The following is a 14,001-nucleotide window of genomic DNA, read 5'->3' on the forward strand; positions in this document are numbered from 1 at the left end:
GTAAGGTCACAGGTAGAACACCTGTTCATAGGCTCTAAGTGGAAGTGCAGTAATGTATGAAGCTGAGGAGTACTAATAGACCGAGGGCTTGACCTCTACTACTACATTTTTTTCGCTTCAACATTCTATGCAGTCTTCAGGGTTTTGTGATTTTAAGATTTGAGATTTGAGATTGTCAACTTCAATCCAAAATCCCAAATCCAAAATCCACAGGTTTTCCTGGTGTCTATGGCGCGGTGGAACCACTCTGAACCCTTCCCGAACTCAGTTGTGAAACGCTGCTGCGGCGACGATAGTTGTCGGGTTGCCGACCGTCAAAATAGCTCGATGCCAGGATTTTATTATACAAAACCAAAGCCTCCTACAACTTTAGGGGGCTTTGCTTTTTATGGTTCTTCAGGACTTAGACAACTGGCACAAGGTGAGGGTGGTCTTTAGTACATAAGCTCAAGCTGACTTTTCACCGGATGTGGAAAGGTCAGATTTGTTCGCGAGAGCTAGTGGCGAACCAGTCCGACTCATTTTTTGTATTTAGAGGTTTCCTCAAGTAAATCTTTAAAACCTTGGTTAAGAGTTTGAATGGAACGGGCTAAAGCTTCAATTTTAGCTCTGGTGGTAGAAAATGCTTATCCTTCGCTTATCCCCTTTTCTTCGACCTGAATCCTTACTTTAAATTGTTATTGTAGACAAATTATTTCACCAAAATTCATCTGTTTGGAGCGATCGCATTGGCGTACCCAACAAAAAACCTCGGTACTTAACACCGAGGTAAAACAGAAGTGCGAATGACATTGAGAGATATGGCGATAAACAAAAAATCTTAGCTAACGCTAAAAGCAACCAAAACTAAAGTAGTGACAATGGCTGAAGCAAAAACAGCTTGGATAACGTATTTGCGTTGTTCCCAGATTGCAGGGTACTGAGCATAGTACATCTTGGGTTCAGTTGCGTAGTTGTTGAGAACGCCGTCTTCATTAACAGTGGTATACATAGCTTGCTTCCTTTATTTGTTTCTTTATGTAAATAAATATAACAACTTTGTTACAAACAGTCAACAAGACTTGACAACAAAAGTTTGATGCCCTTGATAAGATTCACTTATCAGGGATGAGGGCGATGTCTAGCGACAAGTCGCTTTGTGTCTACGCACTCTGAGAAACTTCTCAACATCATTTCCACTTTTGGGAAATCACCAAGTGCGCCGTGGTAGTAATCAAAAGACTTGTAACTATATCTAATCTCTATAAATAAAGTTGCGGGGACATACCCCAACAAAAGCCCAGTCACAAGACTGGGCTTTTGAGTGCTTGCTGTGGTATCAAAGAGCAAAATTCCCAAGTGGATCAATTCCCACAGTTCTTGAAGCGATAACACCAATAAGTACAATCAGACCTAGTGATCTACGAAAATAATTAACGCCTTGAAATAATTCTAGCCATGCCCAAGTAAACAAAGAGCCATTTGCCACTACGTCTAAACCTGTATTAATTTCGCCTGTTGTAAAAACTAGTTTGAGTAAACTAGCTGTGAACCAGACAATAATTGGTAGATTTGGCATTTGAGCTACAACAATTTTGCCATCGCTATCACGGAAGGTTTTATCAAATAATGTACTGTTCATGATGATGGTAAGTATTTAATTTACAACAAAAAAGTAAGGGAAAAACTTTTCCCTTACCACTTTCCCATTACCCTTGACACCCAAGCTTTATACCAATTTCCTTTAAAAGTGAAACATATTTTTTTGTACCAGACGTGCTATGGCACGTCCGGTACATTATTTATGTGTATCGCGATTAACGTGAAATGGTATTAGTATGCTCTGCGAGTAAATTGGTAGTACAAGAAGATTGCAATAATCGCACCAATCACCGCTACAAACAAACCAGGAATACTAAAACTTGCACTTGTTATTGCCAAACTTCCCGTTTGTAATAAATTCAGTAAAGATCCTCCGATGATTGCACCTACAATTCCCAACAGCATTGTTGCAAGAATGCCACCACCTTGATAACCAGGATAAATTGCTTTAGCGATCGCACCAGCCAATAAACCTAAAACAATCCAAGCAAGAAGACTCATGATTTGACTCCTTAATCGTCGTGAAATGGAATATAGTCGAAGATATAGTTTTAGAAACAATAAAGTTGGAGCTTTATAGACCCTAGACGTTCGCAAATATCGACCGCTTGTGTAGAGTTTTACCTCTCGTTATTGGCGACAAAATAGAGTTAGCTAGCAACACTCTATAGCCGTCTATGTCTGTGTCATATATGCACTGTCGGTAGTTTTAGCATCGCTTTTGATGGTGACTACATATAAAGAACTTGAGCGGTTTAACGTTCTGCCAGTGCGGTTTTCTATCATGATCACAGATTAACAGACTCAATAAGCTGACCTAACCATCTTTAGTCAGATAGTCCTTATTTCTAGAGTTAGAATCACAAAAACAATCATTATCTGTCTTCACACGTAAAAAGCTTATGTTCGGAGCTAATAGCTTGAGTTAACAATATACACAAATGCGATCGCTAACTATTTCTTATAGATTGTATAGAGCAAAGTTGAATCTGTACTTGCTATTGCCCTAATTTGCTTGTGTGGGTAAAGTTATTATGGTGCCAAAACCAGCGATTGTAAGTAATTCCTACCCCGAAGTTTAATAACAAAATTAGAACCGTTGGATCACTAGTGTGAGATCATGGTGGGAATCAACGGTGGTCAATGTAGTCTGAAGAGAATGGAACACAATCGGAAGTCAACGGTCATAATTACAGGTGCTTCTTCTGGGGTGGGCTTGTATTCTGCAAAAGCCCTTGCCAAAAGAGGATGGCACGTAGTTATGGCTTGTCGCGATTTAGCGAAGGCTGAAAAAGCTGCTCAAAGTGTGGGAATTCCACAGGACAGCTATACAATAATGCATATCGACTTGGCCTCATTAGAGAGTGTGCGACAGTTTGTCAAGGACTTTAGAGCCAGTGGTAAGTCCTTAGAAGCTTTGGTGTGCAACGCCGCAATTTATATGCCTTTGTTAAAGCAGCCATTGCGAAGCCCAGAAGGCTATGAGTTGAGTGTTGCTACAAATCACCTTGGTCATTTTCTCTTGTGTAATCTTATGCTAGAGGATCTGAAAAACTCACCTGCTACGGACAAACGGCTGGTGATTTTAGGAACTGTGACGCACAACCCGGACGAACTAGGCGGAAAGATTCCTCCACGTCCAGACTTGGGCGAGCTCAAAGGCTTTGAACAAGGATTCAAAGAACCGATCACAATGATTGACGGTAAGAAATTTGAACCAGTGAAAGCCTACAAAGACAGCAAAGTCTGCAATGTGCTGACAATGCGGGAACTACATCGACGCTATCACGATTCAACTGGCATTATCTTCAGTTCGCTGTATCCGGGGTGTGTTGCGGAAACACCTCTATTCCGTAACCACTATCCCCTGTTTCAGAAACTCTTCCCCTTATTTCAGAAGCACATCACTGGGGGATACGTATCTCAGGAATTGTCCGGTGAACGGGTTGCAGCAGTTGTTGCTGATCCTGAATACGCCCAATCTGGAGCCTACTGGAGTTGGGGAAATCGCCAGAAGAAAGACGGTAAGTCTTTTGTGCAACGCGTTTCTCCCCAAGCCCGCGATGATGCAAAGGGCGAACGCATGTGGGATTTGAGCGTCAAGTTGGTTGGAATTGCTTAAGAAAAACAGAGTTTGAATAATTTGAACAATTTGATGGGGCGATCGCTCCATCATATTTTATATTTTTAAGTAAAATAAACTCCTGAAAAGTTTACATCAATAGTGGTTGATTTTATTCATCAGGTTGAACAGTGAGTCAAAGCGAGCTCAAAACTTGCTGTCGTTAGGAATAGACAAACTGTCGTAACGACACAACTTGTTGTCGTTATGACACAACTTGTTGTCGTAACGACACAACTTGCTGTCGTTATGACACAACTTGTTGTCGTTATGACACAACTTGTTGTCGTAACGACACAACTTGCTGTCGTAATAAACTATTGTCTTGAATTCAAATCAGCAAAGCGATCGCAGCTAAATATCTAAACCCATTCCCCAGGATTTACCTGATAATAACCTTGTAATAACTCATACAATCCCGGATGCATCTTCAACAACTGCTGCGGTTTTTCAAAAAATGTCTCAGTCGCCACAGCAAAAAACTCTGCGGGATTAGTCGCACCATAATTATTTAAGACATTTTTTATACCTCGTTGCACATCATTGCAGAGTTGTTGATATGCTTGTGTCATCACCCTAGACCAAATGGGATAATCTGATTTTTGTGCCAAAATCGGCACACCTTGCGCTTTACCTTCTTCTTGATCTAATTGGTGAGCAAATTCATGCAGAATCACGTTATGTCCATCACTCCAGTTGCAAGTGTCTTGTTGCACCTGTTCCCAAGATAATACTACTTGATCGCGACTCCAGGACTCACCCAATCTTGCTACACGCCTTTCTTCAACAACATATTCACTAGTCGCAACAGTTTCATTAACAAAATACGCGCTGGGATAAATTAAAATCGAACGTAGTTTGGGAAAATATTCGCCACGTTCATTGAGCAATAGTAGACATGCGACAGCAGCAATAGTTAACTTCATTTCTTCTGTCACCTGCAATCCTTGACAGCCAATGAATTGTTTTTCTGCTAAAAATACTTGCACATGTCCCTGTAGGCGTCTGCGTTCATCGGGAGAAAGACGTGTGTAAATAGGAAGATTAGCTTCAATAATAGAGTTCCAAAGTGGAGGAAAAAGACGTTTTTTAAGACGATTTCTTCGTTGTTTGGTGATGATGGGACTGATTAAAATTCCAGTGATAATTAAACCAATTATAAGTAAAACAATAATAGTTTGAATCATTGTTTTTAAACTTACCCTTTACCCTGTAGTTAAAGCATCACATTAAATAATCTTTATTTTAGTATTCTTGTACTATTAAGACAAAATAAGAATTAATACGATTTCATCAGTCTACACAAACTCAAGGGTGTATAACTTCTACAGTCCTACAGTGATCTACCGCGATCGAAAAAATTTAGTTCAATACCCCAATTACCTATTATCTATTACCCATTACCGAACTCAACGGTTAGAATATAGGCTTCTCGTAAGTGTTGTATAAAAAATAGGGTGTCAAGTGGCACAGGAATATTATTCAGAAATAGTACCTCCATTGCTTTTGAGTGGTAGCGATCGCGATCTTAATTTAGAGTCTACGCTCCAAGAGCTACAGCTGTACAACTTCCAAGTTGAAACCAGCTGTACTGGTACAGAGATCATCAAAGTATTTGAGAAAAACCCACTTCTACCAGGAGTAATCTTAGTGGAACAGGGAAAATATACTGGGATGATTTCGCAGCGACGACTGCTGGAATTTTTCATCCGTCCCTATGGACAAGAGCTATTTTTTAGCCAACCCTTAAGTGTGATTTACAGTTATGCTCGGACTCCAATTTTAATATTGCCTGAAACCACAGCGATTTTGGCAGCGATGCAACTAGTGCTGAGGCGATCGCCTGAACTTTTAGCAGAACCAGTGGTTGTACAAACTGTCCACGATACTTACACATTGTTAGATATACAACAATTGAATATTGCTTCTTGGCAAATTCGTGGTATCGAAACTCAAGTGCGGTATGAACGTAGCCAAGCCCAGATGATTCAAAATGATAAGATGGCAAATCTAGGACGCTTGGTAGATGGGATTGCTCATGAGATTTTAGATCCAGTAGGTTTTATTTGGGGTAACTTAACTTATGTCTCCAACTACAGCCAAGATTTACTCAAACTGATTGCAGCTTATGAAAGTAAGTTATCTTCATCTTGTGAAGAAATAAATCTTCTCAAACAAGAAATAGAATTTGATTTTTTAGAACAAGATTTATTACAATCTCTTACTAGTATTCGTACGGGAGCAGAAAGATTAAAAAAATTAGTGATCAGCTTACAAAATTTTTGTCATATCGATGAAGTTTATCCCAAACCTGCCGATTTACACGCATGTATTGATAATATTTTGTTAATCATCAACAGTAGAATTCAGGGAGAAATAGAAATAATTAGGAATTACGGTCGTCTACCTCCGATATCCTGTTTCATTGGACAATTACATCAAGTATTTATGAATCTTTTAAGTCACTCTGTAGACTTATTACTTGATGAAGCAGTACGACATCGGTTAAACCCTATCAAAAAAACTAATAAACCACGTATTAATATTACTACAGAAGTCATCTCTCAAGAATCTAATACACCAGAAGTACCAGATTCAAGATGGATTGCTATTTATATTCAGGACAATGGCCCAGGAATTTCTGATAAATTAAAACAGCAGATTCTAGAATCTTTTTCTGTGGAAAAAAGAGCTAATAAAGAAACTAGCCTTGGAGTAAGTTATCGCATTATTACAGCCAGACATGGAGGTAAATTTAATTTATCTTCAGAAGTTGGTGTGGGTACAAAATTTACTATTTTGTTACCTTTGTTGTAGTCCAGAACTATAGTTCTGGGTTGCATATGAGCGATCGCCAACCTCACTTACTTAAATGGAAATCAGAACTACTTTTCCATGTAATACATCGTACAAGCATAAATAGAAAAGCTTTCAGCCGAAATCCAGGGTTGCATTAACGCCAATATTATTGTGTTGGGCCAGCGTAATTGCTGTGTTGCACCCCATAAGCATGAAATTTAGATCAGGACTTACGCAAAACATAACGCGCATTTGCGGTAATTCATGAATTACCGCTACGCAAGAATAAGGTTTTCGGTCACATCTTGTGTAAGTCCTGTAGATGTGTTTGCTGTGCATTGCCTAGCAATTAAATGCTTGTTAAGGTGTTATTAAGCTTTTACTTAACTGTCTTAACTGTCCTTGCATTTCCATTAGGAATGTAATAGCCTGTTGGTGTGAACTTACAGTAATGCCCGCTAGGGTGTGTCATCAATTAGCTTACGTGGGTCAAGTACCACTCACAGTTTGTACTGATACAGTAAATAAATGCTTCAGGCTGCTTTGTTTGCAGTGAGAACATTTTGTCCATCAAAAAAAGTAAACCATGACAAGCACGCTGGCATATAACGTGGAAAAGCAGTTAAACTTTTCCGGTTCGCATATAGATGCGAAATACATTGAAAATGTGATAAATTATGACATTAACAAAGAAACCATTGTAGTTAACCCACACATGTGGGATGTTTCAGTTGGTCAGCCCGTTAGAAATATCATTCCTGCTTTCTCCTCAACTATCCTCAAAAACATAACCATTGAGAAGGCTCAAGCACTAATATTGATCGAGGTGAAGGACATCACCAACATTGGGAATATTCTTTTAGAAGAGGGTTGGTTTCTATTAGGCGATACTATTGAAGATCCTCCCAATGGTGGCGACACCAGCGAACTACACTACCCCAAGAATACACCTCTATGGAAATCGCCACAAGATGATGCGGGGATTGTAGAAATTGATCCATATTACATGACAAGGCAAGTGAGTACACCCAGTGAAAAGCAAAGCTTTGTCGTGAAACTCAACTTATGGTTTGCACCCTCACACACCAATTGTTTTATACACAATCAGCATGACTTTATCGAAATCCACACACAGGTATTCGGTACTGGAAGAATGCAGAAGTTTAAAGCTCAAGATTATGGCACTCTCTACGAAGACATGTTGATGAGTCCAGGTTTTACAACTTTTGTTCCATTTTGTCAAGTAGAAGAAAACAAATATACTTATCCGTGGCATCAATATTACGCAGATACCGATTGCATTTGGATGGCAATAGAATATCACCCGTTGGTTAAAGCTTAAACTCAGTAACTTGATTGAGGGAGATTGCCAACTAAATTTTGATATGGCGATCGCATCACTCCCCGCACATCCTTTGTCCTTGGCTCCAACAGATTACACTGCGTCAGGACTTACGCAAAACATAACGCGCATTAGCGGTAATTCATGAATTACCGCTACGCAAGAATAAGGTTTTCGGTCACATCTTGTGTAAGTCCTGTGCGTAATCTTAAGAATTGGGGGTAGGAAGTTAAGGTAGCTCTACCTCATTTAGCCTTATACACAAGTCATTTTAAAATTACCAGAGGTTTACTATATGTCAGGACCGATTTTATCTGATGTCTACAAATTCGTTAAAGTTGAAGAATATTTCAAAGACATCAAAAGCTGGGACAGCTTGAAGAAAGTCTCTTCTTATCAATATATAGACAAAGATCAAACACTAATACTTGAGTTTCAAAAGAGCGATGGCAATACCACTGCCATGCTGCTTCAATTTGTTCAAAATGATACCTTCCGGGTTCGTTTCAACCCCAAAAAACGTAAGGAAGATTATACCAGTAACAATACTCGTGCGATCGTCCAAAACACCTTTGAGCAGTTAAAAGACGCAGCCCAACAGGGAGATGAAGAGTTTTATATAGACTACGAAGACAAAGGTGGTCACGGCTGCATACTAACTACGAAAAAGCAGCGGAATGACGAAGCTGTCATGCAAGTAATTCTTACCACAGATCCATTCCAGATCAATGTGATCAATTGCGAACCTGACGGTAGCAACTTTAAAGTCTGGGAGACATCATTACCTGGCATATTATATACTCCGAACGGAAATGATGATTATGCCATTATCCAATCTGTGGACAAACCCGCACCAGCCAAATATATTGGTTTTGGCGAACAAGGTGGTAAGTCACTTTGCCGCAATAGTGGGCAACTAAACTATTTCAACTTCGATAACATGCGGTACCGCCAGGTCTATAACTATGGTCCCTTGGACGGACGGGAACCGCTTTATCACTCGGAACCGTTCTTTATTGAGTTTAACGGTGTTCCTGAAAAAGATTGCGTCACTGGTATATACGTTGACAACCGCGGTCAAATCCTGATGGATATTGGCTACTACAACTCCAGTACCTATCTGATCGGTACGCGCTTCGGCGATCTTGACTATTATTTCTTTATGGCAGACACTCCTGCGGAGCTAATAAACAGCTTTACTGAGATTGTTGGGCGATCGCGGCTAAAACCCAGATGGGCTTTGGGATATCACCAAGGATGCTATGGATATGAAGATCGCGGAGCTCTAGAATGGACTGTTCGCAAACATCGCGATTACCAAATTCCCCTCGATGGTCTTCACGTAGACGTAGACGTACAGGATAAATATCACACCTTCACCATTAATACAGACAGATTCCCTGATCCCAAAGGGATGTTTGCTAATTTAAAAGCGCAGGGTGTAAAGTGTAGCACCAATATTACCCCAATTATTAGCAGCAACCAGAAGTCGTATTACAAAACCTATACCGAAGGTGTGGAAAAGGGCTATTTTGTCAAAGATCAGCGCTTCTTTGGTGATCTCAATCTCAACAACCCTGAAGACCTTAACAAAGGTTACAGCTACCAGAATTTCGATCCTCCAGGACAGGAAAGCGTTTTCTTCGCATACGACCCAGAACACAACGCCAACACAAACAATCCTTATATCGGCGAAGTATACTACGGAAATGACCGACTTACGGGACAAGAAATGGGTACACCCGGTCATTACCCGGATTTAGGACGGCAAGAGGTGCGTGATTGGTGGGGTAAGCAATATCAATATCTGTTTGATATGGGTCTGGAAATGGTTTGGCAGGACATGACAACACCTGCGATCCGTTCCCGTCGTGGGGATATGCGCGGCTTCCCTTTTCGATTGCTGGTTACTGACGATTCTATTGTGGGAGAGGAACCCAAACTGACGCCTGCTATTAAGGTGTGGAACTTGTACTCGTACAATCTGCACAAAGCCACGTACCACGGTCTCAACAACCTTGTTTACTCAGAGCAGTCAGATAAACCAGGACAGCGCCGCAAGGATCGTAACTTCATTGTCGGGCGCGGTAGTTTCACTGGAGCGCACCGCTTTGCAGCATTGTGGACAGGGGACAACTCTTCGACCTGGGATTTTCTGAAGATGAACGTGTCCCAAGTAATGTCCCTTGGTATGACTGGTGTTACCATCTGTGGGCAAGATATCGGCGGCTTTGAACAAGAGAACGACGAACAACACTGGGTCGGCCCTGAACTTTTTATTCGCTGGGTTGCTGCGGGAGCTTTCCTACCATGGTTCCGCAACCACTATATGCGTAAGGGACGCAAAGAGTTCCAAGAAATCTTCATGTACGAAGAATGGTTTAACCAACATCGAGGTGGTCAGCTACCGGAACCACAAGATTTGTATCGTGCAGTTTTGCCTGCCTGCAAGTATTACATTGAATTGCGGTATCGGTTGCTACAGGTATTCTATGATGCCATGTTTGAGAACACATTTGATGGGTTGCCCATCTGCCGACCCATGTTTCTCAACGACCCACAAGACAAGGCGCTCTACAATGATAAAATTGCCTTCCTCGACGATCAATTCTTCGTCCGCCATGATATTCTCGTAGCTCCACTTTTAGATCCGCAATCAGCTCAGAACGGCTACGGCAAACGGGATGTTTATCTGCCAGCAGGTAGCAACTGGTATTCTTTTAAAGATAATAAACAGCCGCTAAATGCTGCTGTCGATGGTGGGACTACTATACGCGGTTTTGATGCAAGTCTGAGTAGCGACCCCAAACACATTCCCTTTATCGTTCCTATTTTCATACGAGCAGGCGCGATCATACCCACTATAGAAGTTGAACAATATGTGGGAGAGCGGAACAGCAAAGGTCTGCTCAATCCGATCACGCTGAACATCTATCCCGGTGAAAGTGGTCAATACACCATGTACTTGGATGATGGTGTCAGTCGTGCTTCTGAACCCAAGGAGTCAGCAATATACGATAACGATGACCTAGCAAATAGCGAATATCGCGAGGTACTGATCACCCACAGCAAAACTGGTTCAACACGCCAGATTACCGTGGAGCGTAAACATGACAATTATCAGCCCAAGGAAGACTTTTTCTTTGTCGCGCTCTTACACGATCCATCAGAAACTACAGGTAATTCCGGTTCCTTGAAGAAGCTGACAATAGATGGACAAGAAATTGGCTTAATTACAGGTGGCGATCCTGGAGAACGGGCGTACAACCTAAGTGGTTCTACCAAAAATGCCTGGTATTACAACGAAAACATTAGTATCAGTTTTATCAAGGTGTTTGATAATAGTCCGTCGATCACAATAGTGGCAGAATATAACGCCTAAACTCTGGGAGCATCCCAATTTTTTCAAAATACCGCAAAGCAAACGGTTTAAACCCTTAGCTAATAGCACAAGTCGTCTTTATACGACTTCATAAAATCAAACAGTCTGCTTTAAGCAGACTTTCACTATAAGACTGCGATTGCAATCGCAGTCTTTTTGAACATTTGGGATGCTCCCTAAACTCTAAACTATCTACACTCCTCTGACGGGTGAGTGTAGGTAATTTTCTACCAGTATTTTCTATGGGGTAGTGCAACAGCACTGCTCCCACTTTTTTTTCTAAATTGCTTGTTTCCCAGTTACGACAAAATTTACTTAATTGATGTACGTTCAAACCACTCTTCATATTTTTTCTGATATTCTTCATTTTCAACCACAATAGTCACTCTTACTTTTTGACATCCATGATTTCGTTCTAATGCGATCGCATTTAAAAGTAGACTAGCAATTTTAGGTGAATTAAAGTCTCCGCTTACAGTCAAATTGTGATCATGTATATCAACTTCATGTTTTTCTAATTGGCTGAGTTCAATACCAGAAATGTCTCCTTGACTGAGAGCAAATTCTGCAAGTACTTTATTTTCTGGACTGACTTGTTCAATCACAAGTTTTTCATATTGTACTGGTACTTGTACCATTCGGGTTTCGATTTCTTTCCGAACAATGACATCACCTATTTTTCGTTTTTTCTTATTTACAATCAATCGTTCACTTAACAAACGAATAATTTCTTCTTCTGTTTTTTCACCAATTTCATTTTGCTCTAAAGTAATATCTTGAGCAGTACTAATGACTGGCTCTATATTGGAAGTTTCTAGATTATTATTAGTCATTGGTGATTCAGAATATTCAGGCATATGTTTAATTTGTGATTTATCTATGTCTAATAAAACAGATTTAGTAGCTATGTCAATTTTATTGATTAATTTGCTAGGTAATAACAGGTAACTGTGATGTTCCGAAGGATGTTCAAAAGATTGACTTGGTAATGGTATAAAGCTAGTGACTATTATATTAACTTTATGATTGTAATCTATAATTAAATCTCTTACTCTACCAATTAGTAAACCTTGCCTATCAAGGACTGCAAAGTTTCTAATCTTTCTGATCAATTTGTTGATCAAATCGTGAACATGGATTTGATGATTATTAATTAATTGCTTTTTCATTTTCTTAACATAATATTATCTCAAATAGAAGACTGTTATATTATTTTTTTTACAATTGATTAAGTGCAGGCAAAATCAATTTGATTTACCTACACTTTTAATTGAACTAGTGATCAGTCTTAAGTTTATAGTTCTGTCTTAAGTTTACATCTTGCACTTAGCTATGAACTCAAGTTCATATCTTGCACTTCGCTATGAACTCAAGTTCACATCTTAAAGTTGAAACCTGTTAAAACAGGTGATAATTCTGATTCAATTTGGTATCTTCAGAATTTAGCTTATTAACCAGTAAATAGATTTACTGGCAGTTAAAAATGTAGTGCAAGAATGAGTTTAGTTCATAATTTAACTCATAACAGACTCTAAACAAACTTAGGCTAGTTACATCTCTATCACTAACGTTCATCAATTGGAAGATTAGGGCTATTTACATCCAATTCTTCACGGCGAATTGTGTCTTGAGCCTCAACAGTATCGCGCTCTACTTCTTTTCTAACTCTGACTTCTTCACGCAATATAGCTTCTTTACGAATTTCGGGAGTTTCTTCGTAGATTTCGACGCGAGCAACTTCACCTTCACGGAAGTTTGCTTCACCAGGAGCAACTGGTCTACCAGCGTCATTAGGAGTAACTCGTTCAACCACGACTCGCTCTTTTTCTACAGGGACTGCAACTCGTGCAGTTTCTGTTTCAACGTGCTTACCAACTGTTACTTCCCCAACTTTCTGACGTCGTTTATTAGCAATCAAGCGTTCTTCGTATAGTCTGAGAGTTTGATGATTTTGCTCATTTAACCCAAACAAAGAAGGTTCGCGATCATAGGTGTAGTTATCACGATCATATACGGGAGTTGTACCAGTATAACCAGCAGTAGAAACTGGCTGATAAGGCATCTCGACACCGGTTTGATCAGTCAAAGGAGCAGACGCTTCTAGTGGTGCGGGATTACGATATACACCTCTGACTCGTTCTTCATAATCGTAATCAACTGTTTGACGTTCGTCATATTCAGGTAAGTTATCTGCTTGCTCTCTGGTCATACCGAGAACATAGACGCGATCGCTAGTATGATCTATGCGAGAACGTCCAACGGGTAATAATACTTTCTTACCAAAAATCCAGAAGCCCATGTCCACAACTAAATAGCGAAAATGACCTTCTTCATCTACTAAAACATCATGAACTGTACCAATCTTTTCATCAGTTCCTTCTGCATAAACGCTCATTCCTTTGATGTCATTTCCACCAAGAGTATCGCGATAGTTAGAATCAAAATCTGTTAGTTTATAAAGAGCCATATTGATCTCCCTAAGCCGTTTTTTATCTTTTCAGTACTACGCTATTAATTTATTGAGTTTTATTTATCTTCCTAACGAGTGAATCAGTTTCTTAGGGATGTTATCTATGGATGTATTTTGGGGATCGGGGATCGGGGATCGGGGACACGGGGATCGGGGATCGGGGATCGGGGACACGGGGGACAAATGACAAATGACCAATGACCAATGACCAATGACCAATGACCAATGACCAATGACAAATGACAAATGACAAATGACAAATCGTAACTTCAGTTATCACCGCACTACCCTATTGTCAATGAGTA

Annotated in this window: 10 protein-coding genes and 1 rRNA gene; 5 read left to right on the top strand and 6 right to left on the bottom strand. The window is 40.1% G+C overall.

Translation table 11 applies throughout. The annotated features are described in order from the left end of the window. The first annotated feature begins 218 nt into the window (after positions 1 to 218). Positions 219 to 336 (top strand): 5S ribosomal RNA (gene rrf / locus B4U84_RS24375). A 484-nt stretch (positions 337 to 820) separates the two neighbouring features. On the opposite strand, the gene psb34 is transcribed toward rrf, so the two are convergent. The 3 genes from psb34 to B4U84_RS24390 all read right to left on the bottom strand — a co-directional run bounded on the left by psb34 (position 821) and on the right by B4U84_RS24390 (position 2,082). Beyond that, a complete protein-coding gene (gene psb34, locus B4U84_RS24380; RefSeq protein ID WP_017312199.1) occupies positions 821 to 991 on the bottom strand; it encodes a photosystem II assembly protein Psb34 in 171 nt (56 codons plus the stop codon). Between the two features lie 327 nt (positions 992 to 1,318). After that, the gene (locus B4U84_RS24385; protein ID WP_017312198.1) at positions 1,319 to 1,621 is read right to left on the bottom strand and encodes a hypothetical protein; all 303 of its coding nucleotides are present in this window, start codon (positions 1,619 to 1,621) and stop codon (positions 1,319 to 1,321) included. Positions 1,622 to 1,812: 191 nt separating this feature from the next. Beyond that, positions 1,813 to 2,082, bottom strand: coding sequence for a GlsB/YeaQ/YmgE family stress response membrane protein (locus B4U84_RS24390; RefSeq protein WP_017312197.1), 270 nt, complete (start codon positions 2,080 to 2,082; stop codon positions 1,813 to 1,815). Positions 2,083 to 2,740: 658 nt separating this feature from the next. Here B4U84_RS24390 and B4U84_RS24395 point away from each other — a divergent pair. Then, a complete protein-coding gene (locus B4U84_RS24395) occupies positions 2,741 to 3,703 on the top strand; it encodes a protochlorophyllide reductase (protein ID WP_131120836.1) in 963 nt (320 codons plus the stop codon). A 362-nt stretch (positions 3,704 to 4,065) separates the two neighbouring features. On the opposite strand, the gene B4U84_RS24400 is transcribed toward B4U84_RS24395, so the two are convergent. Beyond that, positions 4,066 to 4,890: a M90 family metallopeptidase gene (locus tag B4U84_RS24400; RefSeq protein WP_017312194.1), complete on the bottom strand. Its 825-nt coding sequence runs from the start codon at positions 4,888 to 4,890 to the stop codon at positions 4,066 to 4,068. Between the two features lie 277 nt (positions 4,891 to 5,167). Here B4U84_RS24400 and B4U84_RS24405 point away from each other — a divergent pair, with 277 nt between their 5' ends. The 3 genes from B4U84_RS24405 (at position 5,168) to B4U84_RS24415 (ending at position 11,226) form a co-directional block, all read left to right on the top strand. Further along, positions 5,168 to 6,520, top strand: a complete 1,353-nt coding sequence (locus B4U84_RS24405) for a sensor histidine kinase (protein ID WP_131120837.1) — start codon at positions 5,168 to 5,170, stop codon at positions 6,518 to 6,520. 568 nt (positions 6,521 to 7,088) lie between these two features. Further along, positions 7,089 to 7,844 carry a hypothetical protein gene (locus B4U84_RS24410; protein ID WP_044449411.1) on the top strand — a complete coding sequence of 252 codons (756 nt, stop codon included), beginning with the start codon at positions 7,089 to 7,091 and terminating at the stop codon, positions 7,842 to 7,844. Between the two features lie 295 nt (positions 7,845 to 8,139). Beyond that, entirely contained in the window at positions 8,140 to 11,226 is a 3,087-nt protein-coding gene (locus tag B4U84_RS24415) for a TIM-barrel domain-containing protein (RefSeq protein WP_131120838.1), read from the top strand. 311 nt (positions 11,227 to 11,537) lie between these two features. Here the strand turns inward: B4U84_RS24415 and B4U84_RS24420 are convergent, their stop codons facing one another. Both B4U84_RS24420 and B4U84_RS24425 read right to left on the bottom strand, forming a co-directional pair. After that, positions 11,538 to 12,395 carry a YsnF/AvaK domain-containing protein gene (locus B4U84_RS24420; RefSeq protein WP_017312189.1) on the bottom strand — a complete coding sequence of 286 codons (858 nt, stop codon included), beginning with the start codon at positions 12,393 to 12,395 and terminating at the stop codon, positions 11,538 to 11,540. Positions 12,396 to 12,790: 395 nt separating this feature from the next. Continuing rightward, the gene (locus B4U84_RS24425; protein WP_044449415.1) at positions 12,791 to 13,693 is read right to left on the bottom strand and encodes a DUF2382 domain-containing protein; all 903 of its coding nucleotides are present in this window, start codon (positions 13,691 to 13,693) and stop codon (positions 12,791 to 12,793) included. Positions 13,694 to 14,001: the final 308 nt, after the last annotated feature.

Origin of the sequence: Westiellopsis prolifica IICB1 (assembly GCF_004323185.1) — a bacterium.
Classification (GTDB): Bacteria; Cyanobacteriota; Cyanobacteriia; order Cyanobacteriales; family Nostocaceae; genus Pelatocladus; species Pelatocladus prolificus_A.